At 59.8% G+C, this 26,816-nt stretch carries 19 protein-coding genes; 7 read left to right on the forward strand and 12 right to left on the reverse strand.

Annotated features, from left to right (window positions below; genetic code table 11):
- Positions 1 to 50 precede the first annotated feature (50 nt).
- From Q0K10_RS03145 to Q0K10_RS03155, 3 genes are all read right to left on the reverse strand, one after another.
- Positions 51 to 2,531 (reverse strand): hypothetical protein, encoded by a 2,481-nt coding sequence (locus tag Q0K10_RS03145; protein WP_294503045.1) that lies wholly within the window; start codon positions 2,529 to 2,531, stop codon positions 51 to 53.
- A gap of 270 nt (positions 2,532 to 2,801) precedes the next feature.
- On the reverse strand, positions 2,802 to 3,737 hold the full coding sequence (locus tag Q0K10_RS03150) for a collagen binding domain-containing protein (protein ID WP_294503047.1): 936 nt from the start codon (positions 3,735 to 3,737) through the stop codon (positions 2,802 to 2,804).
- Between the two features lie 94 nt (positions 3,738 to 3,831).
- Positions 3,832 to 4,890, reverse strand: a complete 1,059-nt coding sequence (locus Q0K10_RS03155) for a sialidase family protein (RefSeq protein ID WP_294503050.1) — start codon at positions 4,888 to 4,890, stop codon at positions 3,832 to 3,834.
- A gap of 399 nt (positions 4,891 to 5,289) precedes the next feature.
- Here Q0K10_RS03155 and Q0K10_RS03160 point away from each other — a divergent pair, with 399 nt between their 5' ends.
- The 3 genes from Q0K10_RS03160 to Q0K10_RS03170 are packed head-to-tail and all read left to right on the forward strand — an operon-like array spanning position 5,290 to position 9,182.
- Positions 5,290 to 6,330 (forward strand): substrate-binding domain-containing protein, encoded by a 1,041-nt coding sequence (locus tag Q0K10_RS03160; RefSeq protein WP_294503053.1) that lies wholly within the window; start codon positions 5,290 to 5,292, stop codon positions 6,328 to 6,330.
- A gap of 11 nt (positions 6,331 to 6,341) precedes the next feature.
- Positions 6,342 to 7,025: a type II secretion system protein gene (locus tag Q0K10_RS03165; protein WP_294503057.1), complete on the forward strand. Its 684-nt coding sequence runs from the start codon at positions 6,342 to 6,344 to the stop codon at positions 7,023 to 7,025.
- A 21-nt stretch (positions 7,026 to 7,046) separates the two neighbouring features.
- Positions 7,047 to 9,182, forward strand: coding sequence for a glycosyl hydrolase (locus tag Q0K10_RS03170; RefSeq protein WP_294503060.1), 2,136 nt, complete (start codon positions 7,047 to 7,049; stop codon positions 9,180 to 9,182).
- Positions 9,183 to 9,185: 3 nt separating this feature from the next.
- Here the strand turns inward: Q0K10_RS03170 and Q0K10_RS03175 are convergent, their stop codons facing one another.
- The 9 genes from Q0K10_RS03175 to Q0K10_RS03215 form a co-directional block, all read right to left on the reverse strand.
- Positions 9,186 to 9,809 carry a hypothetical protein gene (locus Q0K10_RS03175; RefSeq protein WP_294503063.1) on the reverse strand — a complete coding sequence of 208 codons (624 nt, stop codon included), beginning with the start codon at positions 9,807 to 9,809 and terminating at the stop codon, positions 9,186 to 9,188.
- A 41-nt stretch (positions 9,810 to 9,850) separates the two neighbouring features.
- Positions 9,851 to 11,110, reverse strand: coding sequence for an aminoacetone oxidase family FAD-binding enzyme (locus Q0K10_RS03180; protein WP_294503065.1), 1,260 nt, complete (start codon positions 11,108 to 11,110; stop codon positions 9,851 to 9,853).
- Entirely contained in the window at positions 11,107 to 12,159 is a 1,053-nt protein-coding gene (locus Q0K10_RS03185; RefSeq protein WP_294503069.1) for a hypothetical protein, read from the reverse strand. Before Q0K10_RS03185 ends, Q0K10_RS03180 begins: the two co-directional genes overlap by 4 nt.
- Before the next feature lie 128 nt (positions 12,160 to 12,287).
- Positions 12,288 to 13,553, reverse strand: a complete 1,266-nt coding sequence (locus tag Q0K10_RS03190) for a sodium ion-translocating decarboxylase subunit beta (protein WP_366942945.1) — start codon at positions 13,551 to 13,553, stop codon at positions 12,288 to 12,290.
- Positions 13,554 to 13,998: 445 nt separating this feature from the next.
- Positions 13,999 to 15,831, reverse strand: coding sequence for a biotin/lipoyl-containing protein (locus tag Q0K10_RS03195; protein ID WP_294503073.1), 1,833 nt, complete (start codon positions 15,829 to 15,831; stop codon positions 13,999 to 14,001).
- A 48-nt stretch (positions 15,832 to 15,879) separates the two neighbouring features.
- Positions 15,880 to 16,116 carry an OadG family transporter subunit gene (locus Q0K10_RS03200; protein WP_294503075.1) on the reverse strand — a complete coding sequence of 79 codons (237 nt, stop codon included), beginning with the start codon at positions 16,114 to 16,116 and terminating at the stop codon, positions 15,880 to 15,882.
- Positions 16,113 to 16,949 carry a biotin--[acetyl-CoA-carboxylase] ligase gene (locus Q0K10_RS03205; RefSeq protein ID WP_294503078.1) on the reverse strand — a complete coding sequence of 279 codons (837 nt, stop codon included), beginning with the start codon at positions 16,947 to 16,949 and terminating at the stop codon, positions 16,113 to 16,115. Before Q0K10_RS03205 ends, Q0K10_RS03200 begins: the two co-directional genes overlap by 4 nt.
- Positions 16,950 to 17,046: 97 nt before the next feature.
- Positions 17,047 to 18,012, reverse strand: a complete 966-nt coding sequence (locus Q0K10_RS03210; RefSeq protein WP_294503080.1) for an ABC transporter permease subunit — start codon at positions 18,010 to 18,012, stop codon at positions 17,047 to 17,049.
- Positions 18,013 to 18,021: 9 nt separating this feature from the next.
- Positions 18,022 to 18,672, reverse strand: coding sequence for a hypothetical protein (locus tag Q0K10_RS03215; protein WP_294503082.1), 651 nt, complete (start codon positions 18,670 to 18,672; stop codon positions 18,022 to 18,024).
- A gap of 358 nt (positions 18,673 to 19,030) precedes the next feature.
- Between Q0K10_RS03215 and Q0K10_RS03220 the strand changes: the two genes are divergently transcribed.
- Genes Q0K10_RS03220 through Q0K10_RS03235 form a run of 4 tightly spaced genes read left to right on the forward strand, consistent with a single transcriptional unit; the run spans position 19,031 to position 26,710 of the window.
- Entirely contained in the window at positions 19,031 to 19,852 is an 822-nt protein-coding gene (locus Q0K10_RS03220; RefSeq protein WP_294503086.1) for a hypothetical protein, read from the forward strand.
- Entirely contained in the window at positions 19,849 to 23,145 is a 3,297-nt protein-coding gene (locus Q0K10_RS03225) for a hypothetical protein (RefSeq protein WP_294503089.1), read from the forward strand. The genes Q0K10_RS03220 and Q0K10_RS03225 overlap by 4 nt, the downstream gene beginning before the upstream one ends.
- On the forward strand, positions 23,146 to 24,483 hold the full coding sequence (locus Q0K10_RS03230; RefSeq protein WP_294503092.1) for a DUF58 domain-containing protein: 1,338 nt from the start codon (positions 23,146 to 23,148) through the stop codon (positions 24,481 to 24,483).
- Position 24,484: 1 nt separating this feature from the next.
- Positions 24,485 to 26,710, forward strand: a complete 2,226-nt coding sequence (locus tag Q0K10_RS03235; protein WP_294503094.1) for a transglutaminase family protein — start codon at positions 24,485 to 24,487, stop codon at positions 26,708 to 26,710.
- The last annotated feature ends 106 nt before the right edge of the window (positions 26,711 to 26,816 follow it).

Consider the following 26,816-nt stretch of genomic DNA (forward strand, 5'->3'; position numbering starts at 1 on the left):
AAGGCGGAGAAACGGGGGGGGGGCAGGTTCCGACCGCGCCCTCTCCCGGTTCACAGAAAGCGTGCCGTGATGCTTTCGGGGGCGTTGCGGATTTCCTCCGGTGTCCCGGTCGCGACGATGCGGCCGCCGTCGGCGCCTCCTCCGGGGCCCATGTCGATGACGTAAGAGGCGTTGCGGATCACATCCAGATCGTGTTCGATCACCACCACGGTCGCTCCGTTTTCGATCAGGTGGCGGAATACTTCGAGCAGAGTGCGGACATCCAGCGGATGCAGGCCGATCGTCGGTTCGTCGAAAACGAAGACCGAATCGGATTGGGAACGGCCCATTTCGCAGGAGAGTTTCAGCCGCTGCGCCTCGCCGCCGGAGAGCCCCGGAGTCTCTTCGCCGAGCGTCAGATAGCCGAGTCCGAGGTCGCGCAGCACCTCCAGCCGGGGCCGCACGCTCTTCAGATCCCGGCAGAATTCGATCGCCTGTGCGACGTTCAGGTCCATGAGTTCCGGGAGCGACCGCGCCTCTCCCGCCTTGTTGACGAACCGGATCCGGTTCGCCTCGTCGGAATACCGTGAGCCTCCGCACGCCGGACATGGAATCTCCACATCGGGCAGAAACTGCACATCGAGGCTGATCGTCCCGGTCCCGTCGCAGGCGGCGCACCGCAGAGAACCGGTGTTGTACGAGAAATCCCCGGCCCGGAAGCCGCGCGCCTTCGCGTCGGGAGTCCGGGCGAAGAGTTTGCGAAGTTCGTCGTGAACGTTGGCATAGGTCGCCACGGTTGATCGGACGTTGATGCCGATCGGCGTCGCGTCGATCAGCTTCACCTGCCGGATTCCATCCGCATCGATCGACCGCACATGTTCCGGCGGTTTCGTCCGGTCGATCCACGCCCGCAGCGCGGGGACGAGAGTTTCCAGGACGAGTGTGGTTTTCCCGGAACCGGAGACTCCGGTGACGACGGTCAGCCGCCCTTTCGGAATCTCCACTTCCAGCGGCTGAACCGTATGAAGCGGCCCCGTGGAACAACGGATTTTCCCGAAGCGGAAAAGCTCCGATGCGGGGGCGGGAGTCATTACCCGCACATGTTCGCGCCCGGCCAGAAACGGTCCGATCCGGGAGGCCGCGCTGGTCGCGAGGTCCGCGACCGTTCCTTCGGCGATGATGCGTCCTCCGTCAGCTCCGGCCTCCGGCCCGAGTTCAACGATCCAGTCGGCCTCCGAGAGAATCTGCGTGTCGTGATCGACCAGGATGACGGAGTTGCCGTCCGCGACCAGATCGTGCATCACGCCGTTCAGGCCGACGATGTTCGAAGGATGCAATCCGATGCTCGGCTCGTCCAGCACATACAGGACACCGGTCGTGCGGTTGCGGATCGCCCGCGCGAGCTGCATTCTCTGCCGCTCCCCGGTCGAAAGCGTGCTGCCCGCCCGGTCGAGCGCCAGATATCCGAGTCCGAGATCCATCAGCCGTCCGGCGGAGGAGAAAAACGAGTCGCAGATGCTCTCCGCCATCGGTCGCATCTCCTCCGGCAGGGAGTCTGGAATGCCGTGGACCCACTTGACGAGTTCCGCGAGGGGTTTGCGGCATGCGTCGGCGAGGGAGATTCCACGCACTCTCGGTGCGCGCGCCTGCTCCGAGAGCCGGGAGCCGCCGCAGTCGGGGCACTCCTCTTCCCGCAGAAACTTCGCCACACGCTTCATCCCGGTTTCGTCCTTGACCTTGGAGAGGGCGTTTTCAACTGTGCGGACGGCGCTGTAGTAGGTGAAATCCAGTTCGCAGGCGTCCTGTGAGTTTTTCGCCTTGTAGAAAATATGTTTCTTGACGGCGGGACCGTCGTAAACGATCTGCTTCTCCTCCGGAGTGAGATCGCGGAACGGCACATCGGTCCGCACGTTCATCGCGCGGCAGACGTCGACCATGAGCGACCACATGAGGGAGTTCCACGGAGCCACAGCGCCTTCGTCGATGGTGAGCGATTCATCGGGAACGAGTGTTGTCCGGTCGACGGTCCGGACGACTCCGGTTCCGTCGCATCTGCGGCAGGCTCCCTGGCTGTTGAACGCGAGTTCTTCCGCGGAAGGTGGAGAAAACACCGCTCCGCAGCTCGGGCAGACCAGCTCCTGACCGGCGGCGACCGCGAGTGTCGGCGGATGGTAATGGCCGTTCGGGCATCGATGTTCGGCCAGACGGGAGTAGATGAGCCGCAACGAATTGAGCAGTTCGGTTCCGGTTCCGAACGTGCTGCGGATTCCGGGTACGCCGGGCCGCTGGTGCAGAGCCAGCGCCGCCGGAACGTGGAGCACTTCGTCGACCTGGGCTCTGGTCGCCTGGGTCATCCGCCTGCGGGTGTAGGTTGAAAGCGACTCCAGATATCGGCGGGAGCCCTCCGCGTACAGCACTCCGAGTGCGAGTGAGGATTTTCCCGAGCCGGAGACTCCGGCGATTCCGACGATCCGGTGCAGCGGAATGTCGACATCGATATTTTTCAAATTGTGTACGCGCGCGCCGCGTATCTCTATGGCTTTGACGTCCATTTTTTCTCCTTGCGGTTCCTGCGGCGGGGCGGTCTGTGCGTGATCTTCCTCCCGCATGGAAAGATTTCGTCGCGCAATGTAACACTGTCCGGCGTTTTTTGCAACCTTTCCCCCTGGAAAACTTCTCCCGGAACGATGCAGATCATTTTTTTCGTATTGCCCCGGGGAGGTCAGAAACATCGCACAAGAGCTTATTATGGGGGGACTCTGCCAGGGTTGATGGACTTCCACGATCATGGGCAGCCCCCTGAGCAAAATTAACCTGAAACCCTATTTTTCGCGTTCATCGCAGATTAAAACAATATCTTTGACCGTGATTACGTTGCCTTTTACTCCGTGAATGTCGAAAAAACTGTCATTGCTTTCGGCCGCGGGAAGCATTTGCACGTTCTTTCCGGTTATTTGCCCCATTTTTTTGCGGAAAAGAGCCCATTTTTCTGCCGAGAAAAGAAGTTCATCCGTGATTGTGGATAATACCACTGGGCCTCCCTGTCTTCCCATAGAAGATTCAGCATGGATTTCAAAATTGTTCAAGGAGGTCCCTTTTTCCAGTAAAACGGCACTCAGCAAAAAAAAGTTTTGCAACGGTATATCCTTAAATTGATAGTTTCCGCTGTCATCTGTAACCGTTTCCCATGTACGGATACCGCGTGTTGCATTTTGACTTCTTGGATAAACACGGGTAGCTGTCACGACAGCATTGACAGCAGGAGTTTTATTTTTTTCGTATACCTTTCCTTGCAGAGTGACCAATGCGACCGTAGGTTCCAGGAGAAGCGTAACATCATGATTTTTCCGGCTGATGACGACACTCCTCTGATCGAACGCTGTTACACGGGTATTCGGATAAATTCCGGCGCAATCCGGTTGACTGACTGTTACGACATATTTTCCGAACGGCAAATTGTCAAAAGAAAAATTCCCTTTTTCATCCACTTCGGTTTCCTGAAAGAGCTCTTCTCCTTTTATTGTTGCCTTCGCTCCGGCAAGAGGTTGCAATGTGCCATATTTCCTGATGAAATCGGCAAAGATTTTGTTGATCTCATTTTCGGTCGCGGAATTTGCTTTTTCAATTGTATCAAACAACAGATTGAGATCAAATTCGGGACGCCCTGTCGCTCTTCCTCTGATGATGCCGGTATCATTACTTTGTGCATGGCAGAATACCGCAAAACCGAAACATAGCATAACAAAAACTTTTTTCATTTTTCCTCCCTGTTCGCTCTCCCCCCCCCGGAGGGGGAGTCTTTTTGCCGGAAAGAGTGGAGCGAAACGCTCTGTCCCGGGTCCCCCGGCCCGCTTAGCGCTTGAGCCGGATGATCCGGGTCGGTTGCAGCACGATCGTGCCGTTTCCGCCGCAGCAGCAGGCCAGCAGGACGTATTCCGGTTCGAAATGCAGCGCGACGTAACAGTAACCGCAGCGCGGGTCGTTTTCGAGCAGTGAGAGTTCCATCGATTCCGGGTCCGGTTTCCCGCCGATCCCGAGTGTGAGCGGCGTCCGCTGCCATGAGGACTCCTCCGGCTTCGGCAGATTCCACCGCCCGGAACGGTCGTTCCAGACCGCCCACAGTTGGCCGCCGAATGGATCGCGCTTCAGCGTCATCGGGGAGAGCGGAGAGATGAAATTCGACGGCTCAACCGAACTCCAGTGTTCCCCTGCGTCATCGCTCACGGAGGTCATCTGATATCCCTGATCCGTGCGGAAAAACGCGAGCAGTTTGCCGGGGGCGAGTTCCACAACGCCGGGTTCCTGCACTCCGGAAGCGCTTGACTGCGGCGGCAGAACCCAGTCCGCCGCTTCGCGGAAGGTGCGACCACCGTCGTCTGAAAGGAGAAAGAGCCCGATCGCACGCGAGTCGTGGCCGTTCTCCGTCGGTCGGTGCCAGGCGCAGGGAATGATGATCCGCCCCTGTTCCAGCTGCAGCAGCCGGTCGTTGTTGACGACGAAGTAGCCGCCGACGCTCGTGAGCGCGCGGGGCGTCTCCCAGCTTTCCCCCTCGTCCTCGGAGAAGGTTACGAAGGGACGGCACTCGACCCGGTTTTGCGGATCATGCGATTTGCGCAGATAGAGCATCATGATACGTTCCTGCGAAATGCGCAGGAGCGAGACGCTCATGACGTTCATCGCGTCCCCGCGCGGAATGAGGATCCGATCCCGGCCGCTCCACGTCGCACCGCCGTCGCGGGAATAGCGTGCGGCAATGTCGCAGGGAGAATCATCCTCCCACTCCGCTCCTTCGCCGGAATAACGGCTGTAGGCGAAGAGAATTCCGCCGTCGGCGAGGCGCAGAAAAGCGCCTTCGGAGTTGCGCGGATTGCCCGCTGCCGGTTTAAGTTCCAGAACCGTTTCTTTCTGCATGGGGATCCCTCCGGTTGTTTATCGCGCATCAACAGGTATGGAAAGATATACTCCCTCCCGGCTTTTCGCAAGCGGGAGGCGAAGTTTTTTTCGATGAAAAAGGTGAGTCGGAGCCTGGCCGGTTTCCCGCCGGCAGAGTGGCGCATTTTCAGAACAGGTTGCGTGTCAGGTGTTTCAACCCCGGCCCGTCCGCTGTTTCCCTGGCGTCGGGGCAGGGCCGGTATTCGCCTGAAAAAAGGAGCCAGGCCGCCGGGATCCCTCCGGAAAAATATCATTTGACGACAGGAGATTCATGGGAAATCCGCCGTTTCCGAAAAAATGCCGGAAAAAAATAGTAATACACCTTTGCATTGGTGTATTACAACCGTATAATTACAGTAGAACACAATGGGAAATGCAATGAGAAGAAGCAAAGTAGATCTGATTTATGAACCTCTGCGCCGGGAGCTGCTTCAACTGCCGGTCGGATCAAGGGCGGGTTCCATTCGCGAGCTCATGCGGCGCTATGAGACCAGCCAGCTCTCCATCACCCGGGTTTTGAGCCGCCTGATCGATGAAGGGTTGCTTGCGCGTCGTCCGGACGGTACGCTTTTCATCAGCGGCGAGGTGGATCATGACAAGAAACGGATCGGCCTTCTGCTGCCGGACTGGCCATCGGTTTCGTTTGTGGAGATCGAGGAACGGTTGAAACTTTCCGCGAACAAATCGGATATTCAGGTTCAACGGGTCAATTATCCGTGTTCCTACTCGTTCCGGGAGTTGCGTACGACCGGATTCGACGCCCTGGTGCTGCTTCCGGATCATCCATTGACCGCTGAAGATCTCTACTTTCTGAGCCAGGTGCCGATCCCGCTGGTCGTGATGGGAAGGGTTTATGAGGAGATCAAAATGAATTTCGTCAGTTCCAGTTCGCTGGGCGATGGAGTGCTGGCGGCCAGCTATCTCTATCGGAAGGGGCATCGGGATCTGGCCGTGGTCATTTCGGAACCGCACAATTCGGTCATCCGCGGACGGTGGAACGGGTTCGTCACGTTTTCCCGGGCGGCAGGCTGCCGCGTTCGGGAGATCGAGTGCGGGATCGTCAACGGCGAAAGTTCCGTCAGCAAAACCCACGCGGTGTTCTCCGAGTTTCTGGATCGGCAACAACCTGATTTCACCGCCGTTTACGTTTTGAGCGACAGCACCGCCCTCAGTGTGATCTGCGCACTTTCCGAGCACGGGTTCAAGGTTCCCGACGATATCAGCGTGATCGGGGCGGACGGCTCCAATCAGGGCGCCTTTTTTCTGCCGCCCCTCACAACGGCCGGTCCGAATTTCGAGGAGTATATCGCCCGAATTCTCGATGTGATCGAAACTCTCTGGCGCGACCCCGAGCGGATCTGCCAGGTTATCATCGATGCAGTCGTCGTGGAACGCGGTTCCGTAAAATCACTGACATGAAAGGAAGAGGCATGAAACGGAAATTTTTTACTTTGATCGAGTTGCTTGTGGTGATTGCGATTATTGCGATTCTCGCTTCGATGCTGCTCCCGGCTCTGACCCGCTCCCGGGTGGCGGCGCAGCGCACGAAATGTTTGAGCAATCTGAAACAGCTCGGGCAGGCCATGGCGCTCTACACCGCGGATTACGAGGAACAGATCCCGATGAACCCTTCATTCCTCAATGAACATGCGATTCACGATCACAAGGTGTTCACATGGCCGACCCAGCTCTGGCCTTACATGAGCGGACTCGGCGTAACGATCTGCCCCGGCAGTCAGGAGGATCCGAACCTCGACGGGGTCTTGAAACCTCTGCCGTCGAAGATCGACAACACAACCAAGTGGTGCACGACGAGTTATCTGTTCCGTTACATCATCAAGAGCACCAACAACGGAAATGTCAAGATCACTTCACTCAAACATCCTTCCCGGCAGGTGCTGATGCTGGAGAAGAAAAGTTTTCACGATACCATTCCCGTAACGCTGATCTCCGGCGGTCAGCCGGCGCTGGGGCAGATCAATGTGAACGCCCTGTGGGTGGACGGGCATGTGGAAATCTGGCGTGAACTGCGTTACTCCGGCGGCGTCTACGATCCCAACTGGTTTCTTTACGGCACGTACAACAGCCTCAGCAGCGGCTACGACAGAAAGTAGTTTGACGAGGATGATTGGAAGATGAACGGGAAATTATTCAAAGTTGTTTCGCTTCTGCTTCTTTCTTTTGCCGGTGTGGCGGCTGCAGAGTTCACGTTGAAGGAAAGCGGACACTCTCCGGGCTGGTTCTTCCAGCCCGGAGAAGAGGTGGTCGCGGAAGTTTCGCTCGACGAATCGCCCGGGAAGGCTCCCCGGGTGAGCGTAACCGATTTTTTCGGGAATGAGACGGTTTTGCCGGTGAAGTTTTCTCCGGGTGATCGGAAGGTGCAAATCCGGATTCCGACCGGCAGACCGGGATATTTTGTCCTGGCATTGTCCGGCACGGAGCTCCGTCAATCGTTCGCCGTCACCCCGGATCAAACGAAACTCGCCACTCCCGACACTCCGTTCGGCTGCAATTTTCATCTGACGCGACTGCCGTACGAAGAGGCGGTTCGTGAGGTCGAGATCGCGCGCCGCGCCGGTTTCGGCTGGGTGCGCGGAAGCCAGTTCGACTGGGGCGACCTGCGGAAACGTGAGGATGCCGATCGGCTGTTCCGGCAGTTTGCTCCGCTCAACGAGTTCCTCCGTAAGAGCGGCATGGGGGTGGTCGGAACGATTTTTTACGTTGCCCGCTACGCGTCCGGGGCGCCGGCCGGGAGCAACTATGAAGTTTGGAGCCGGGTCGCCCCGACCGACTGGGCGGATCTGACCGAATTCGCCGCCCGCTATGCGAAGGAGTGCGACTTCATCTCCCACTGGGAGATTTTAAACGAACCCGATGCCGAACTCTTCTGGCGCGGAAGCTGGAAAAACTGGATTGCAAATGACGATCGCGGGATCATTCGCGATGCGGTCGCCTATCATGCCGCCGCCCGCAAGGGAATCCTGTCCGCCAATCCGCAGGCGAAGATTCTCTACATGGGCGTCACCGCCGCCATCCCGAAAGGGGCGACTTACCGCCCGTTTCTGCAGGAAACGCTCGACGCGGGAATCGCGGCGAACTTCGACATCATGAACCTTCACTACAATGCCGATCTGGTCGCGTGCCGCACTCTGCTCGCCGCATACGGCGCGGCGGAGCGTCCGGTCTGGGTTACGGAAATCGGAACCCATTCCGCAGGCGGTTCTTCCGAACGGCTTCAGATAGCGCGCGAGCTTGCCATGCAGCTCGAACAGCTCGCGAACGGAGCGGAGAAAGTGTTCAAATACGATTTGCGCAATGATGGAACGACCAGCCATCACGAACACAATTTCGGGCTGATTCGCAGGGATTTTTCGCCGAAACCGAATTTTGTGGCCCACGCTGTGATGATCGGGCTGCTGCACGATATGAAAAGCGCCTCTGTCCTCAACATCGTACATGCGTCCGATGCCGGCTACTGCAAGGGGGTTGCATTTGATTCCGCCTCCCGCGGCCGGATCAATGCGATTGTTCTGTGCGATGCGCCTCGCGCGGTTGTCACGCTTAACACGCCGGATAATCTCGTAACGGTCACCGATGTCATGGGGCAGACCCGGTCGCTGAAAGCTGAAAACGGCCGGATCAGACTGGAGTTGGACGAACTCCCGCTTTTCATCACCGGCCGGATCTCCGGCGAGGCCGGAGCGCCTGTTTACCCGGGGGACGTCACGGTCCGCACCTATCCGATGACGCCGCGTCCGCTGCTTGCCAACGGTTCCTTCGAAGAGGGAAACGCGCATTGGCAGAGCACCCTCGGAGAGGCGGGTCGTGTTGAGGTGACGACAGATTCCGCCGCGGATGGGAAGCGCGCCATGGCGGTGAGGATTCCCGCGCCGGGCCCCTCCGATTTTCTGGGCGTTTTTCAGAGAGTCGATCTGCGCCGCCTGATCGGACCCCTGGCCGAAAACGAATATGCGGTGATGACCCTGACCGGCAGCTGTCGGAGAGATGGCATCGCCGGACGGGGCACGAATATCGGTGTGAATTTTTTTGCCGCCGACGGCAGCCGGATTCTCTGGCGGGAGTCCGCCTACCGTGCCGGAACGCACGACTGGCGCAAAATCGAAGTTACCGGAGAGATCCCGCCGGAAACTGCGACTTTGACTGTCAACTGCAACGTCGCGCCGGATACCACCGGGACGGTGTGGCTGGACGATTTGTCGCTCTCGATTGAGATCCGTCGCAGAGCCGGCGGCGGAAAGGAACGGAAATAAGGATTACTCTTCCGGCTCTTCCAGGCCGGCCTTGCTGTACCGGGCGATCGCTCCGCAGGGAACTCCCCAGCTCAGCTGAGTGATCGCGAAAGCTCCGCTCTCCTCGTCCAGTTCGACTCCCGCCAGCGGGATGTTGAGTGTTCCGTGCTGCAGAGTCGGCATGTCGGTCAGAACTTGGTATCTGCTTCTGAACGTCACATGAGTGCCGTCCGCTTCCGGAAAACAGTTGCTCTTGCCTTTGTAGTGCTCTGCCGTGATCTGAAGATAGATGGTGGAGCTCTTTACGATGGACAAAGTGACCGCGGGAGAAACCAGCACCGGAAGACGCCATGCCTCGATCCGTGGACCGCCGTCATCTTCCGGCACGTAGTAGAAACGGTCGATCAGCACATAACCCGCCGGATTTGTGAGTGACTCCTCGTAAGGGAGCGCTCCGTTCACGATCTGTACCGCCCGTATCGGGTTGTCCGCCGAATGGTTCGGATAGGGACGCACCAGAAAAAATCCCTGGTAAACCGGAACGACCGAAGGAATCTGGTTGATCCGGAATCCATCCGGCGTCGTTTCCACGGCAATGTTGGTCCCTCCTGTGAGCCGGAGTGCATGCGGAGAGAAGTTGTCTGACATGAAAAACCTCCTTTCACGTTGCTTTGCAACAGGAGGAAATGTCAACCTTTGAGGCGTGTACCTCCCCTTCCTGCCGATGCTCCCGCCAACCGGCCCGAGCTGACCGCCCACTGGATGTTGTATCCGCCGCAGGGCGCGCCGACATCAAGCATCTCGCCCGCCAGGAAAACTCCCTCCGCGATCCGGCTTGCGAGGGTTCCGGCATGAACCTCCGAAGGAGAAACTCCCCCCGCAGTCGCCATCGCCTTCTCCCAGCCGTCCGTCCCGGCGATCGGCAGCGGATATCCCGAAAATGCGGAGACGAGCCGCTCCCGCTCTTCCGCGCGAAGGCGCGCGGCGCAGCGCTCCGCCGGAACCCCCGCCGCATCGAGCAGTGCCCGGACCAACGCGGACGGGAGCGTTGCTCCCAGCAGCCCTTTCAGCGATCTGTTTCCCGCATGTTTCTGCCAGTAGGAGATGCGTTCCCGGTACTCTCCCGCGTTCCGGCTCTCCCAGGAACATTCGAGGATCGGCTCTCCGCCATTTGCGAGCGCCCGTGCGACGCTGCCGGATAGATCGAGTACCGCCGGTCCGGAGATCCCGGTGTGCGTGAAGATGAGTTCACCACGTCCCGTTAGTTTTTTCCCGAACCGGACAGTCGCGTCCGGAAGGAGGACCCCGGGCAGCTGCGAAGCCCATTTCTCCGCAGACTTCAGCCCGACCAGCGCCGGAACGGGCTGGATGATCTCATGGCCCGCCTGTCGGGCGAGTTCGTAGCCGCTGCCGCGTCCACCCAGCGCCGGATAACCCATCCCGCCGCAGGCGAGGATGATCCGTCCGGTGTCGAAGCGGACCGCTCCGGCGCTCGCGCCGCGAACAGCTCCGTTTGCCAGGTTCAGTGTTTCAACCCGGCACTCCGGAATCACGTTTACGCCGAATCTCCTGCAACGGTTGAGGAGCAAGTTCAGCACATCTCCGGCCCGCATCGATTTCGGGAAACAGTGAAACCCGTCCGGCGCAACCACCGGAACTCCGTTTGCAGTGAGAAATTTCTCCAGCGCTTCCGGCGGAAACGCATAAAGTGCCGGCCGGACAAAGTGCATTCCGCACTGATAGCGTCGCGCAAACTCCTCAAGCGGAAGTCGATTCGTCACATTGCACTTTCCGGAACCCGAAGCCAGCAGTTTGCGGCCGGGGGAGGGGAGAAATTCGGCCAGAACGGTATTGAGTCCTGACTCCGCCGCAGCCGCCGCAGCCGACAGTCCCGCCGGACCGCCGCCGATGACGAGACAGTCGCAGCGAATCGTTTGAAACAGGTTCATCGTGCCAGGTAGACTTTGCCGAATGCGACCGTTCCTTCCCCGCTTCCCGCCGGGTAATCGACGGAGAAACCGGCCAGGCGAACCGGGAAATCCAACTTGCGGTTCTGGTCTCCGCTCCAGATGCCGCGTGCAGGTGCTCCACTTTTTTCCACCCGCAGGGAAACAAGATGCCAGCCAGGTGCAAGCCCTTTTGTCGGCAAGGAATACTGAAACACTTCTCCACTTTTGTCGGATAAACGGAGATTGACGGTTTTACCATCAAAATTTTCCGGAATCAGAAGTTCAACGCAGAAACGGGCCGAATCGAATTCCGCAAAGGGCGGCAGCGGCGGAGTGAATGCGAACTCCATCCATTTCCCCCGGGCCGCGTCCCAGTTGAAGCGCAGCGCCTGTCTCCCGTCGGCCTCCTCCACGGCAGCGGTCTGTCCTCTGTCCCCGGCAAGATGAATCCGGACCGGTGTTGTGGCTAGATCTACCAGCATTTCTCCGAGTTCCAGTGGCCCGGGCGTGAAGGCGACTTTGCCGATCCAGAGTTCTCCCTGCCCCTCCTTGCGATTGAAGTCGACCGAGACGCCGAGCATCCGCGCCGGAAAGTCGACCCTGCCGTTCTTCTTTGCTCCCCATGATTCCTTGTGAACGCTGTTCAACTGCACCAAAAGCGTCTGCAGCCCGGGCTTGAGCTGCGCGGTCGGGAACATGTACTGAAACGTCTCTCCCTGCGAGTCAATGAGCCGGAAGTTGATTTTCCGGATTGGGGCTCCTTCCGGAATGAACACCTCCAGCGCGACTTCCCCGGTGTTGAATTCCGGCAATGGAATCGGCTGGAGAAAATTGAATTCCAGATAGTTCGCCGCCGAGCAATCCCACTTCGCATGGAGCATCGCCTGCCCGGAAGGGGCGTTCCCCGGAAGAACGGACTGGCGACGAGCGTCGCTCTGGTTTACATTGATCTGCAGCGCATCCGTCGCCGGATCGTAAACGCGCGCCGGGAGCGCCGACAACGCAACCAGCGGCAACATGAACAGAGAACCGAAGAGAAAACGCAACATAGTAACCTCCCGTTTGAGCGATTCCGATGCAGGAATATAGTGTCTCTTTGAAAAGAAGTCAAACGAATAAAGCAAAAAACGCCGCGGCGAATTCGGTTCGCCGCGGCGTTGGATGGATGCAGGAAAGATCAGACCAGGTGCTTGAGCATGTTCAAAAGCACGCCCGCCGCCACAGCCGATCCGATCACGCCGGAGACGTTCGGTCCCATCGCGTGCATCAGCAGGAAGTTCTGCGGATTCGCCTCCAAACCGACCTTGTTCGCCACGCGCGCCGCCATCGGCACCGCGGAGACGCCGGCCGCGCCGATCAGCGGGTTGATCTTGTCCTTGCTGAAGAGATTCATGATCTTCGCGAAGATCACGCCGCCCGCGGTTCCGAGGCCGAATGCGATCGCACCGAGCAGCAGAATGCCGAGCGTCTGGATCGACAGGAACTGGTCGGCCGAGAGTTTCGACCCGACCGCGATCCCGAGGAAGATCGTGACGATGTTGATGAGCGCATTCTGAGCGGTCTGATTCAGACGCTCCACCACGCCGCACTCACGCATCAAATTGCCGAGCATGAGCATACCGATCAGCGGAGCCGCATCGGGCAGCAGGAACGCGCACAGCAGCGTAATCAGCAGCGGGAAGCAGATCTTCTCGAGTTTGCCGACCGTGCGGAGCTGTTTCATCGCGATTTTGCGCTCTTCCTTCGTCGTGAGCCACTTCATGATCGGCGGCTGGATGATCGGAACCAGAGCCATGTAGCTGTAGGCCGCCACCGCGACCGCTCCGAGCAGTTTCGGAGAAAGTTTGCTCGTAAGATAGATCGAGGTCGGGCCGTCCGCACCGCCGATGATGCCGATACTGGCAGCATCGAGGATGCTGAAGTTGATCGCCGGAATCCAGATCGTCAGCAGCAGAGCGCCGATCAGCGCCGAGAAGATGCCGAACTGAGCCGCGCCGCCGAGCAGCGCCGTCTTCGGGTTCGCGATCAGCGGACCGAAGTCGGTCATCGCGCCGACGCCCATGAAGATCAGCAGCGGGAACACTCCCGAGTTGATGCCGACTTCGAACACCAGACCCTGCAGACCGTCCGGACCGGCGATGCCCGCCAGCGGAATGTTCGCCAGCAGTGCGCCGAATCCGATCGGCAGCAGCAGCAGCGGTTCGAACTCCTTCACGATCGCAAGATAGATCAGCACGAGCGCAACGAGCATCATCAGCACACGACCGAGACCGAGAATCCAGGTCGACTTGAAATCGCTGCTGCTCTGATTGATGATGTCGTAGATGCCGGTGCTCTGCCAGAGCCCCTTCATCGCCTCGCCCCAGCCCGGCAGGCCGCCGCCGACCACGGTCGTGTTGCTCACCGAGTCGTGTGCGACTTCAATCGGCTGAAAGACCGCCATCACCGTGCCCGGCTCCACCACCGCGGAGGGTTTGAATCCCGGCGCAAGCTGCGCGACTTTCGCGGCGATGTCGATCTTGAATTTACCCTTGCTGCGGCCCTGCGGAACCAGAATCATGATTTCGCGGCCCGGGGCAACCTTCTGGTTGGCAGCCATCGTGAGCGAGTTCACCACAGCGGGTTTCTCCCACTCATAGACCATGTAGCGCATCTGCGTCGCCGGGTCGATGTACCAGCCGATGAGTTCATCGCTGGAAGTCGCATTCCGAACCGCCGTCGCAGGCAGCTGAATCGCGTTTTTCTTTTCCACGACGGTTTTCACACCTTCCCGGATCGCCTGATCGACCGCGGGAGCCGCCGGAACCGTCGGCTCCGGGGCAGCCATCAATGCCCCGGCGAAGAGCGCAAGGCAGACAGCGGTAAAAAGTTTCACTTTTCGCATTGTGTTACTTCTCCTCGATCATCACAAGGGTGTCGCCCGCAGCCACAACCTGGGACGGCGTGACGTTGATTTCACGGATGACGCCGGCCGCCGGGGCCTTGATTTCGGTTTCCATCTTCATCGCCTCGATCACGAGGATGACGTCGTCAGCCGCGACCTCTTCGCCCTCCTGAACCAAGATCTTCACGATCGTGCCCGGGAGCGGGGACGGCAGCGGTTTGCCCTCGCCGGAGGAGGCCGGAGCGGCAGCGGCGCTCGCGATACCCTCGGAGACCTTCACCGTGAAGCTCTTGCCGTTCACCGTCGCGGTGTAGGCGTCGCCCGCCGCATTCAGCTGAACCGCGACGTTCTTGCCGTCGACGTTGGCGGTGTAGGCTCCGCCCTTGGCCGCGCTCTTCGCGGGCTTGGCGGCTTCCTTGTAGCGGATGCCCATCGGCTTGTCGCCCTGCAGATATTTCAGGCCCTTCTCGCCGCAGGCCGCGACGATGAAGATGTTCTCTTCCGTCACCGGCAGCCCCGCCTCGATGAGCAGGTTCGTGTTGTATTTCACGCCGAGCTTCGGGTTGCGGTTGTTCAGGTCGACCACGGCTTCGGTGGTCGGCTCAAGGCCGAGCTGCTCGCTGGCCATCTTCACGATTTCCGGATCCGGCGCGACCGGGGTCTTGCCGAAGTAACCGAGAACCATCTTGCCGTAACCGTTCTTGTCGATCACTTTCCAGCGGCCCTGCATCGCGTTGGAGAACGCCTGCTGGAAGTAGAACTGGCTGACTGGCGTAACCGAGGTGCCGAATCCGCCCTTCGCAACGACTTCGCGCATTTCCGCGATGCAGTCGTCGTACTTGTCGAGACAGTTGTTGTCGCGCATCATCTGAGTGTTGGCCGTGAGCGCACCGCCCGGCATCGGGGAGAAGATGATCTTCGGAGAGACCTGCATCGACTCCGGCGGCATGAAGTATTTGTCCATGCACTTCTCGAACACTTTCTCGGCGGAGAGGATCTTCTCCGGATCGATGTCGAGCGTGTAGTCCGTGCCGCGCAGACGCTGGTACATCACGAGGATGTCCGCCTCGCAGGTGCCGCCCGAGAGCGGGCTCATCGCCAGGTCGATCACATCCGCGCCCGCTTCGATCGCCGCCATGTTGCAGCTGACCGCCATGCCGGCCGTGTCGTGCGTGTGGAACGAAATGCTCTTGCGGTTGTCGCCCTTGAACTCGGCGTCGAGGATCTCGCGCGCCTGTTTGATCGTCTCATAGACGGTCTTCGGAGTCGAGGTGCCGGAGGCATCCTTGAACGCGAGGCTGTCGAACGCCATGCCGCTCGCGAGGATCTCCTTCAGCCGGTCGATGTAGAAATTCGGAGTATGCGCATACGGCTCATTGAGGCCGGGCGCGAGTCCCATCATCGTGACGGTCGCCTGATGCTTGAGGCCGTACTGCGTGATGTATTTGCCCGAGGCGGTCAGATTCCGCACGTCGTTGAGCGCGTCGAAGTTGCGGATCGTGGTGATGCCGTGCTTCTTGAAGAGTTTCGCGTGGAGCTCGATGATATCGCTCGACTGCGAGGAGAGGCCGACCACGTTCACGCCGCGTGCGAGGGTCTGCAGATTCACGTTCGGGCCGACCACTTCACGGCAGCGGTCCATCATCTCGAACGCGTCCTCCTGGCAGTAGAAGTAGAGGCTCTGGAAGCGGGCGCCGCCGCCGATTTCGATATAGTCGATTCCGGCCTTGACCGCGGCATCCAGCGCGGGCAGGAAATCGTCGGTTTTGACGCGGGCGCCGAGACAGGACTGGAATCCGTCACGGAACGAGCAATCCATGAACTTGATTTTCTTCATCTTCTTACGATTCTCCGTTATGATTGATATGTGAGTATTGGATTTTGATTATTTGGAGCGAACCGCTTCGACCGCGGCGGCCGCAATCGCGGCGAGCTGGGCGTCGTCGCCGCTGGCCGCAGCCTTCTTCTTTGCAGGAGCCTTCGGCGGCGGCTCAAGCATTCCGGCAAACGGAGCAAGCGCCCGCTTCAGAAGATTCATCGCGAAGATCATGATGACGAGAAAGACGTACACGATCCCCATGCCAAGGACCATCAGCTTTACGCCGTCCCACAGCAAACTCATTTGACTTTCCATTTGATTGACTCTTCCTTGGGTTGTTTGTAACTTCTTGAAAAATCAAGACTCTTTTGGTTCACTCTCCACCAGTCGATCGATTCCCTGCGGATTTTCACATCTCCGCACAGGAATGTCTTTTTTGCGCCGCTTTCTTCAAACTCCATGCTGCCGTCGTCCAGAATCGCACGGAAAATCCCTGCGTGTCTGTCGCCGTGCGAATCCACAACCTCAAGGGGCTCTCCCACCAGAAGATTCGCTTTTTTCCACTCATCCAGAACGGCTCCGGCGCTTTTTAAATAGATAACATAGTATCGAATCAGCTGTTCTGCCAGTTTTTTTGCAAAAAAATCGAGATTAAATTCCCGATTTGTCTCTGCAAGGAGTGAAGTTGCGGGCTGATCGATCGTCGCGAGCACTTCCCGGGGCAGATTCAGATTCACGCCGACCCCGGAGACGACGCCGGTGATCCGCCCGTGCTCGAACCGGGCACTTTCGCTGAGAATGCCGGCCAGCTTGCGCTCTTCGACATAGATGTCGTTCGGCCATTTCAGGTAGGCGGGCACTTCCGGTGCGAGCTCCCGGACCACCGACAGGGCAGCGAGTCCGAGCAGACATCCGGCATGAAACCCGTCCTCCAGACGCTTGAGAAGCACGGTTCCGGCGAAGTTCGTGCCGGGCGGGGAAATCCACACGCGGCCGCGTCGGCCGCGTCCGGCCGTCTGGTGCCGGGCCACGACGAGGCTTCCGTCCGGCAGTTCATCGAAATGGTTTTTCGCGTAAGTGTTCGTGGAGTCCGCTTCGTCGAGGATCAGAAGTTCGGGAGTGGGGGGCGCACACATGAAATTCCTCCGGAATAAAAGGCTGGTATATGACAAATCCGGCGCCGGCCCCTGACTGGCCGGCCGCCGGATTGCGGATTGCTTTGCGGATCGACCTTTAAATGCGGCCGTCTCCCTCGCCGGCAATCTCCTTGTTCTGGAAGATCGCCACCGCCCACATCGAGCAGATCGCCACGTAGAAAACAATGTAAACGGCACAGTCCACCACGTAGCTGAACGGAATCGGGCGGTTGACCGCCACCGCGTCCGCCAGCCAGAAGAACTGCCAGTTCGGCAGAACCGCATAGAAAAACGAGAACACCGCATTCAGGAACGCCGAATCGGTCTCCCGCTGGAACAGATAGCTCGACACCAGGCCGAGAAAGAAAACCACCGTGCAGATCGACAGATTCGCGACCGAATCCAGACGCGTGGCGAACACAACCGAGATCGTCGACATCGCGATCACCGCGAAATTCAACAGCACAAGCGCATAGCAGAGGTCGGTGAGGGAAACGGTCGGACGCTCCTTGACCAGAATGCAGTAGATCGCCAGAAGCGGGATCAGAACCGCCGCCGCATAGGTCGAAATTTCCGGAAACGAGCTTCCGCGCCAGAAATTGAAGAGCATTCCAATGGCGCAGATCACCACCAGAAGCCCGAAGAAGAGAAAGAAAATTCCCATGTCGAAACGGAACTGATCGGTGGCCATGTAGACCGAAGTGATCGCCGCAAGGTTGCACAGCAGCGTGAACAGCGTCACCGCCAGCCCGATCCCCGTGATTTTCCCCAGGATGAAGGTCCAGCGGTAGACCGGCTTTGAGAGCAGCAGCAGCACGGTTCCGTTGCGCATCTCCCGGGTGACCGTGTGCGAAGAACTCAGCACGGCGATGAGAAGGCCGAAGATCAAACCGGTCGCCATCGAGCTGTCGACCACAAGCTTCAACTGCTCCGAGAAGACGAAAAGCGCCGCCGACGGATAACAGCCGATCAGGATGAAGCCCGCGAGCAGCATCAGAAAATAGATCGGCTCGCGAACCGACTCCTTGAAGGTGTTGACCGTGATCTTGAAGTAATTGAACATACGCAGTCCTTATTCCGCGACTTCCTGAACCGTCTCTTCCGTGACGACGGTTTCCTCTCCGACGACCTCGTCATCCGCGGCCTCTTCCGGTTTTGCGGCCTTGAGTTCCAGCTGCTGTTGCTGCATGGTGCGGCGGGTGGCCCGGTAATTGTTGTCCATCTCTTCGCGCAGGCGCTTGTAGTTGTCGCCGAGATGACTCAGACTCAGAAGATAGGTCGTTTCCTCCGCGATGCGGTTCCAGTCATTCCCCTCGACCCGCACAACCGGAATCGGTGTGTCGAGTTTCTTGAGATACTCTCCCACAAACTGATCCGAAACATAACGTTCGTCACCGAGAACCACGATCCGCCGCGGATTCAGGAAGCTGATGTACTGCCGCAGACTGGAGGGCGCAACCTCCCGGGCCGGGCCTTTCGGCTGTATGAAGATGATTTTCTGATCCCTGCTCTGAGGTGTGGGCAGCAGCAGGTAGGGCTGGCGGCTTTCGTTCATGATCAGTTCCGCCATCAACCGCGGATTCCTGTAGTTCGCGGTGACGATGAGCGTGACGATGTCTCGTTTCGGACCGTTGGTGAACCAAGAGGCGGCAAACACCCCCGTCGTGCATACGCTCAATGCCAGAACGACAAGACCGGTTTTCAAAAATCTGGATATGTTCATTGCGAAATCTCCCGTTGCCTGTCAGTATGATGACCGTTTTTTACCATATCAACCTGCGGTTTGGTTAAAATATAACAGGATTTGACGGACAAGCAAATAAAAAACGGGCCGATCTTTAAAAAAAAACGGGATTTTACTTGAAGATTCCGAAAAAAACGGCATTTTAATAAGAAGAGAAAACCGGTTCCGGTCAGCCGTCCCGGTGTCGCGTCCCGGTTTTTTCATCCGTTTTCCCGGCGGCCTGTCCGGGAGGACGGGTGACAATGTCGGCGTTGAATTTCAGTAAGAACCTTGATTTCAGATGATTGATGATATTTTTTCTGTTCCTTCGGGTCGCCCGGCCCGCGCAGCCGTGTTCATGAGTGGCTCCGGAACCAATGCCGAGGCGCTTTTACGCTATGGGTCGGAACACCCCGATTGCGGTTTCGTGGTCGCGCTGATCGTCACGGACGCGCCGGAGTCGAGTCGTGCCCGGGCTCTCTCCGCTCAGTGGGGCGTGCCGCTCGTGGAGCATGATATCCGGGCGTTTTACGCCGCCCGCGGCGAGTCGGCGATTTCGCTGGTTTCGGAACGGAGGCGGGCGCTCCGCAAAGAGTGGACGGAGGAGCTCCGTCGTCTGCTTGCTCCCCACACGATCGATTTCGGGGTGCTGGCCGGGTTCGTTCCGCTGTGCAACATCACGGCCGACCTGCCGTGTCTGAATGTCCATCCAGGCGACTTGACGGTCGAGGTCGACGGACGCCGCATTCTGGCCGGGCTGCATTTCCGCCCGGTGGAGAGCGCGATTCTGGCCGGGCACAACTCTCTGCGCAGCAGCGTGATCCTTGCTCAGCCGTTCGAAGGGAACGGCGAAGCGGAGATGGATTCCGGCCCGGTGCTGGGGGTTTCCGCCCCGATTCCGGTCGACCTGGAGGGGGAGAGTGTGGAGACGCTCGCCGCAGTCAGAGCGGCACGGACTCATGCGCCTTACCGGGACCGGCTGCGTGAAATCGCCGCCCGGAATGTCGAGCGCTTGAAGATCGGCGGGGATCACGTCGTCCTGCCGCGCGTGGTGGAGGATTTCGCCGCCGGGCGGTTCGGACTTGATGGCGGCGGCCGGCTTTGCTTCCGGGAGGCAGGTGCCTGGCAGCCGTGCCGAACCGTGGAGTACGACGGCCGGAGGAGGCGCATTCTGCTGTGAGGAACGGAAGGAACATCTACCGGATTCCGGTTGGTTTTGTGCTGATGCTCATGCTGCTCCTCGCGGCTGTGGCGGCGGCGGCGTACTGGTACTGGCGCCGTTCTCCCGAACGGGCGGCGGAGTTTGTGATCGCTTCCGTGAAGGGGCTTGAGGCCGGGGATGTCGAAGAGATCTCCCCCGGGCTGCTCGTGGTGAAACATCTCACTTACCGCAGCGGCGGAGTTCCTGCCGCAGGGTGCGAATCCGCCGAATTCGAGCTGGATGCTTCCGGATTCCCCGTTTCAGTCAGGATTCGCGGGGCGGAGATCGCCCGCTGGGATGCCCTGCTGCCGGTTTTTGCCGGATCGACGTTTGCAAATGCTCTGCCGGTCCGGGTTTCCGTCGAGGGGGTCTTTCTGAACGGCCGCGGTGTCGGTGTGCCGTTTACCCTTCACTGGGAGCCCGACGGCGCGGGAGTGACACAGATGGCATTCTCCATGCCGAAGCCCGGAATCGAAGCCGAGGGACGGCTTGACCCGGACAGGCGGACGGCCGAACTGAAGTTCCACGGGCGCGTCACGCCTGAATTGCTCGAACTCTTCGGCAGCCGGGCCCCGAGCGAACTGTTGTTTTCCGGACCGATAGAGGCCGGTGGCGCTGTACAGCTCGATTTGAAAGGGCTCAAGCCGGTCAAGTCGTTTCAGGGAGAACTGCGTTTTTCCGAGGAGACAGCGATTTCGGGGGGACTCTGGACGCTCTCTCCCGGAAGCCGCGCGGATTTTCACTGGCACGGGCCGGGCAGAGCCTGGGAGATCGTTCTGCCTGAGACGGTTCTGAAGCTGCCGTTTGAAGTGCCGCTGGGGGCGCTGAACATCTCCGGCGGCGACCGGGATCCGGAGATCCGTTTTTCGATCGTGAATTCTCCGCCGGTCGGAGAACTTTCCGGGGTTATGCGCATCGACGGACAGTACAACCGCACGACCGGAGATTGGATGTTCCGGCAGTCGGAGAGTTCCGACCGGGCGGTGCGCTGGAGCGGCGAACTGCCGTTCGGCATGTTCAGCTGCATCTGGCGTTCTCCGAAGATCTCCGGCGGCGGAACCCGTTCCCGCGGCAGCATCGATTTTTCGCTTGGATTTGAGGCGCTGACCTATCGCGCCCCCGGAAATCCCCAGGAGCTGGAAGCGCAACCCGGCACCCTTTCCGGAAGTTGGAGTTTTGACTTCGACAATCCCGAATCCGCCGGGTTCGAACTCACCGGGCTGCTGCGGAGTTCCCGGCTCGACTGGGCGAACCCCGAGAGCGCCTGGAGTGCGGCTCCGGTGCTGACGTCGTTCCGGTTTTCCCGCCAGGCAGGCGAAAGAAGTTCTCTGCTGGTGCTTGAACCGGAGTTGTCGGGGGTGAATCTCTACGGCGGCGGCATTCCGAAACTGAAGCTCGAAGGCGTTTCGGGGAAATTCACTTCGGTGATCGATCCCGTCCATGATGAATCCCGGCCTCCACGGGTCGAAGGGGCTGTCGAGATCCGCCGGGTCAACCCGGTTCGCTCCATGTTCGGTGCGGGGGAACTCAAGGATCTGCGTTTTTCCGGCTTTGCGGAGCTTTCGAGGGGCTGGGAGGTGACCGGACTTCAGGTCTCGGGAGGAGCGGAAAACGCGTTGTTCCGCTACCCCGAGTGCGAAATTTCCGCGGCGTTCCCCGTCTTCAGTCTGCGGTTCGACCGCAATTCGATCAAGCCCGGCGACAATTTCGTCGGAAGGATGGATTCCCGTCGGACGACGTTTTCCGCGTTCGGGGGGACGCTCACCGTACCGGATGCGCACGCCTCGTGGAGCGGGGAATTGCGCGACTCCGGGCTGCTGCCCGATCGCTGGCGCGTGGTGTTCGATATGCCGCCGGGAGTTGCGGAAAACCGGGATCTGGATGGGACGTTCCGCGCCTTCCGCTGCGAGGCGGGATTTGAACATTCGCAACTTTCCTCGGTCATGACGGTTCTGGAGGAGTTTGAAGCGCGTTTCGGCACGGCCCCCGCCTCCCGGGAATTGCGGGCCGCGCGGCAGATGCTGTCGCTCCGCCGTTCCGGAGAGGGGGAGTTCCAGGGAAACTACACGCTTTCCGACGGATCTTTGTTGGAACAGAATGCGGGCGGGAAGCAGATTTCGATCGAACTGCCGCTGGTCTGGAACGCGGACGGCGTGCGCGGCGACGGCACTTTCCGGATCGGCCGGGCCGTTCTGCCGGGAAACGTGGTTGACCTCCTCGCCGGAAAACTCCGGTTTCACGAGGGTCGGCTGGAATTCGAAGGTACGGGCCGGTCCGGCTTCTGGCGGGGGGAGGCGCTCCGTTTTTCGGGCGGATTCTCCCGCGAGCGGGAATGGGTTCTCTCCGGACAGTACGAACTTGAAAAAATCACCCTGGAGAAGCCGCTGCTGCTGGAGGAGATTCTGCCTGCCGCGTCTGCACCCGGCATGCGTTTTTCGGGCGGACTTTCCGGACATGGGAATTTTGAATTCGCCCCGGCGCGGAGTGACTGGAGCTGTGAACTCAAAACCTCGGACGGCACCCTCCGGGGCGCGGGGATCGAACTGCGGAAACTCTACGGAACGCTGCGGCTTCCCGGCAACGGCGCAGGAAGCCGCAATCCGGGCGGAGAATTCCGGTTCGGCGAGCTCTCCGCCGGTACGACGCTCGTGCGCAACGGCATGCTGGCTTTTCGACTGGTGCCTCCGGATGAGTGTGACATCCTGAGCGGAGCCGGACGGATCTGGGGCGGCAGAATCCGGCTCTCTTCGCCGGTTACGCTGCGGCCCGGAATGTCAAGTGTCGAGGTGGGGGTCGTGATTCGCGGTCTGGAGTGGAGCGGACTGCTGCGCGAGCTCGGCATCGATGCCGGAGCAATCGGCGGACGGGCGGACGGCATGCTGTTCTGGCGGCTTTATTCCGATGGACGCCGGCCGGAACTCGTCTCCGCCGAACTGACCTCCGCCGGCGGAGAACGGCTGAAACTGCAGGCGCTGGAACCCTTCGTGCTCGCATCGGAGAGTTCCTCCTCCCGGCAACGCATCTATCTGGAACTTCTGCGGGATTTCAACTGCCGGATGCTCCGGCTGCGGTTTGAACGCGAGCCCGCCGGAGGGGCGTTGCTCAGCCTCTCTGCCGTCGGACGTCCGGCCGGGACGATCAAAATCCGGGACGACAATTACCGGAGGCTGATCCGCAGCGTGAATCCGGCCGCATTCGGATTTGACGGTGAGATCGAGCTTTCCGTCGATTACCGGATTCCCGCCGGAAACGGGGAGAAGGAGAAAAAGTGAATGTTCGATTATGATGCCTACATCCAGCGCAAACTGAGCCGCTTTCTCGACGGCCCCGAGACGTTTCAGCTCAGCGCCCTGCGCCGGAACAGCCGGAAATACCGTTCCAGCACACTGGCGCTGTTCGCCTGGACGGTCGGCCTGGCCCGTCTCTTTCTCTCTCCGGCGGGTTTCTATCTGGTCCCGGCGGCAGTCATACTGACCGGCTATGCCTCCGTGGCGATGGATGCGCCGATGCGCATGATGGTTCTGGTTTTTCTGGCCATTTTTCTCATGGAGTTGATTCTCGGCTTCTGGTATCGGCCGCGGGTGGACATCGTCCGGCTGATGCCGGACCGGGTCCGGGCGAAATCGCAGTTCAAAATTCAATTCATTCTGCGGAACCGCCGGCGCTTTCCCGTCTGGGATCTCCGGGCCGATCCCTTCAACTACGGTCCGGGACTCGTGATCGAACAGCCCGCCGTGCTGGGGGAGCTGCCGCCGAAAGCCGAGGCTAAACTCGAAAGCCGCGTCTATGCCCGGCGGCGCGGGCGTTACCTGGTATACACGGCCCGGGTCGAATCCCGTTTCCCGTTCAATCTGATCAAGTGGAGCTGCCGGTGGCGGAAGGATGCACGGGTGCTTTCGGTCTATCCGGCTTTCACCTCGCTGACGAAATTCAAACTGCCGCTCGGAGCGCGAAATCAGGCAGAGGGAATGGCGCGGTATTCGAAGATCGGCGAATCGATGGAGCTCATGGGCGTGCGCGACTACCGGGACGGCGACGACATCCGCCGGATCGACTGGCCGGGAACCGCCCGGCTCGGCTCGTTTGTTGTCAAGGAGTTTGAAGAGGATGAACTCAAGCGCATCGCTCTCGTGACCGATACCTACGTCCCGCCTCCGACCCTGATGCAGCGGCTTCGGAAACACCCGAAGGAGTCGGAGGAACTTGAGGCGGCGCTGGAGCTTACCGCGGCCCTGGCGGAATATTTTTCGCGCGGGGAGGCCGCCGTGGAACTTTTCGCCGTCGGATTGGAAATTCACCACCTGGAAACCGGGCGCGGAACCACGAGTTTCGAAGCGGTTTGCGATATTTTAAGCGGGATCGAACCGTCACTGGAGCCCGCTCTGCCCCAGCTTGAACCGGACGTGTTCCGGGATCTGGCTGATGTCGGGGGGGCGGTGGTGATCCTGATCGGAGATGATCCGGAGCGCAGGAGATTTGTGGAGCGGTTGCGGGAAAGCGATGTGTCGCTGCGGGTGTTTCTGATTTCCGACTCTCCGTCGGAACTGCCCCCGGAGTGGGTCGCCCTTTCTCCGAAGGCGATCCGGTCCGGAACGGTGAGAGAGCTGTAAGATGGATCAATCGAGGAAAATCGTTTTATGGTCGGCGGCGATTCTGCTGCCCGCCGCGGTCTATTTCAGTGTGATCGCAGAGCTTCCGCATGTTCTGGTCCTCACCGTGCTTCTGCTGGTGTTTTCTTCGTTGAAGTCGAAGGGATGGCGGATCAGCGACCGCTCGATCATCTATCTGACGGTTTTGGCGATGGCGATCACTCTCTTCGGCAATTACCTCGCTCCGCTCAAGCAGGATCGATTCGGTTTTATGGCGATCTTTTCGCGGCCGGCGCTTTCGGTGCCGTTCGCGCTCTATCTCGGCGCACTCGCGGCCGGTTTCCGCCGCCGGGAACATGTCATCGGCATCGCCGCGGCAGCAGCGATGTTCTCGTTCGGTCTCGGCGGCGATATCCGGCTGGACGGACTGGTTTCGGAACGGGCGAACGAGGTCAGCCGGATGGTTTCGCTTTTTCCGTGGTTTTACGGGGGGACGATGACGTTGTCGATTCTCGCGATTCTGTTCGGCAGCCGTTCCGGGGCGAAACGGGGCAACTGGCGCCGGAACGGACTCCTGATTTTCGCACTGTTCGGGATCTGCGGATTGATCTATCTGGAGTTCCGGGGGTATCGGCAGAATGAAAATATTTTCCGCAGTTTGGAAAATGCCCTGCTGCGCGTCGGCATCCGGCAGCTTTACAAAACCGGAGGGAATGCCATGCAGCTGGGGGCTTCCCCGAATCTGATGCAGGCCATGCCTCCGGAATATTTCTCCATGGCCGACCGGGTTGCGCTGCGGGCGGTCGGCACCATGCCGCCCGGCTATCTGAGAAGCCGGTCGTTCCATCGTTACGATCGCGGCGTGTGGCACAGCATGGAGGAGGCGCTCGGCACTCCGCTCGCCACGACGATCTCCGAAGGATCGTTTGCGGCCGAGCAGCTCTACTCGGTCAGCCGGATGGAAAAAACCGTCAATGCCTGGGATCTTTATCCGGATGACTCTTTGCAGGGAAATGTGCTGGCCGTGCCGGGCGATGTGGTCTCCATTTCGCTGATCGCGTCGCGGGTACTGCGGTTTCGGGATGGCCGCATCGAGGTCGAGCAGTTTGTCCGGGAGGGAGGATATACCGTCTTCGCTGACACCCCCGGCGGCGACAGCGCCATGCAGCTCCCGGCCCGTCCCGGGCCGGAGTATCTTGAGGTTCCGCGTGAAATCGAATCCGTGCTCGGCGGGATCGTCGATGAGCTCGGGCTGGCGATGTGTACGACCGATGCCGAGCGTTTTCAGAAACTTCAGGAGTATTTTGACCGCAATTTCGAATACTCTCTGGACTGGCAGGGACCGAAGTCCGAACCTGTGCGCGAATGGAAAGCCCGGTCGGAGAGGCGATTCTCCCCGGAAGGCGGCGAACGCCGCATCGAGCGGCAGCCGGGAGTCCGGATGGGGATGCGGGCCGCCGGCCGTCTGGCGGTTGACGCGGTCGCCGGGCGCAGCCGCAATCGGTTTCGCCAATGGTGGCGTCCGGGCGATCCCGTCAAGTTTTTTCTGACGGAGCGGCGCCGCGCCCACTGTGAACTGTTCGCTTCCGCCACCGTGCTGCTGCTGCGCAGTGCGGGAGTCCCGGCCCGTTATGTGAGCGGATTCATCTGCAATGAACCGCACCCCTCGGGAAAATATTTTATCGCCCGCTACGGCGACGCTCACGCGTGGGTGGAGGCGTATGATCGTCAGAACCGGAAATGGGTTGTCATCGATACGACTCCGCCGAGTGTGACCGCAGCCGCCCCCCGGCCTGATTCCTGGCAGGAGCGCGTTTCAAGCCATGGGGATTACCTGCGGCTCGTGTGGGTCGAGATGCTGAGCAGTCTGCGGCGCGGGCATTTCGCGGACGGAGCGGTGGGACTGCTGATGCTGGCCTGGGAGGCGATGGCTTATCTTGTGACGCACCCGGTCTGGGGATGCGTGATCGGATTCCTGATCGGATTTGTTCTCCGCATGCTGCTCTACCATCGCAGGCGGCGTCCCCCGGATCTTCTCACGCCCGAACGGCGGAAACTCCAGAAAGAGTACCGCCGGCTGCTGCGCAAACTGCGCCGCGGGAAAGTGATCGGAAGGGACGACGTGCCGACTGCGGCCGAACTTCTGGCGATTGTGGAAAAACATCCGACACTTTCGCCGCCGCGACGGATCGAACTGTCCGGATATCTGAGACGCTACATGGTCAGGCGGTACGCGGTCGACGACTGACCTCCGGATAAAACCATGGCCGGAGAACGGATTTTTTTTTCCGCCCGCACGTTGACTTTTGACGAAAACCGTGCTATGGTTAAAAGATGCCGAATTGTATTATTCC

The sequence above is a fragment of the uncultured Victivallis sp. genome (assembly GCF_944391105.1).
Classification (GTDB): Bacteria; Verrucomicrobiota; Lentisphaeria; order Victivallales; family Victivallaceae; genus Victivallis.

Excerpts from the sequence above, each read along its gene's own strand:
- Q0K10_RS03180 (WP_294503065.1), bottom strand. The coding sequence starts at position 11,110 with ATGAACCTGTTTCAAACGATTCGCTGCGACTGTCTCGTCATCGGCGGC.
- Q0K10_RS03170 (WP_294503060.1), top strand. The coding sequence starts at position 7,047 with ATGAACGGGAAATTATTCAAAGTTGTTTCGCTTCTGCTTCTTTCTTTT.
- Q0K10_RS03165 (WP_294503057.1), top strand. The coding sequence starts at position 6,342 with ATGAAACGGAAATTTTTTACTTTGATCGAGTTGCTTGTGGTGATTGCG.
- Q0K10_RS03190 (WP_366942945.1), bottom strand. The coding sequence starts at position 13,553 with ATGGCGGTCTTTCAGCCGATTGAAGTCGCACACGACTCGGTGAGCAAC.
- Q0K10_RS03205 (WP_294503078.1), bottom strand. The coding sequence starts at position 16,949 with ATGTGTGCGCCCCCCACTCCCGAACTTCTGATCCTCGACGAAGCGGAC.
- Q0K10_RS03195 (WP_294503073.1), bottom strand. The coding sequence starts at position 15,831 with ATGAAGAAAATCAAGTTCATGGATTGCTCGTTCCGTGACGGATTCCAG.
- Q0K10_RS03145 (WP_294503045.1), bottom strand. The coding sequence starts at position 2,531 with ATGGACGTCAAAGCCATAGAGATACGCGGCGCGCGCGTACACAATTTG.
- Q0K10_RS03230 (WP_294503092.1), top strand. The coding sequence starts at position 23,146 with ATGTTCGATTATGATGCCTACATCCAGCGCAAACTGAGCCGCTTTCTC.
- Q0K10_RS03215 (WP_294503082.1), bottom strand. The coding sequence starts at position 18,672 with ATGAACATATCCAGATTTTTGAAAACCGGTCTTGTCGTTCTGGCATTG.
- Q0K10_RS03160 (WP_294503053.1), top strand. The coding sequence starts at position 5,290 with ATGAGAAGAAGCAAAGTAGATCTGATTTATGAACCTCTGCGCCGGGAG.
- Q0K10_RS03185 (WP_294503069.1), bottom strand. The coding sequence starts at position 12,159 with ATGTTGCGTTTTCTCTTCGGTTCTCTGTTCATGTTGCCGCTGGTTGCG.
- Q0K10_RS03155 (WP_294503050.1), bottom strand. The coding sequence starts at position 4,890 with ATGCAGAAAGAAACGGTTCTGGAACTTAAACCGGCAGCGGGCAATCCG.
- Q0K10_RS03220 (WP_294503086.1), top strand. The coding sequence starts at position 19,031 with ATGAGTGGCTCCGGAACCAATGCCGAGGCGCTTTTACGCTATGGGTCG.
- Q0K10_RS03175 (WP_294503063.1), bottom strand. The coding sequence starts at position 9,809 with ATGTCAGACAACTTCTCTCCGCATGCACTCCGGCTCACAGGAGGGACC.
- Q0K10_RS03200 (WP_294503075.1), bottom strand. The coding sequence starts at position 16,116 with ATGAGTTTGCTGTGGGACGGCGTAAAGCTGATGGTCCTTGGCATGGGG.
- Q0K10_RS03235 (WP_294503094.1), top strand. The coding sequence starts at position 24,485 with ATGGATCAATCGAGGAAAATCGTTTTATGGTCGGCGGCGATTCTGCTG.
- Q0K10_RS03150 (WP_294503047.1), bottom strand. The coding sequence starts at position 3,737 with ATGAAAAAAGTTTTTGTTATGCTATGTTTCGGTTTTGCGGTATTCTGC.
- Q0K10_RS03210 (WP_294503080.1), bottom strand. The coding sequence starts at position 18,012 with ATGTTCAATTACTTCAAGATCACGGTCAACACCTTCAAGGAGTCGGTT.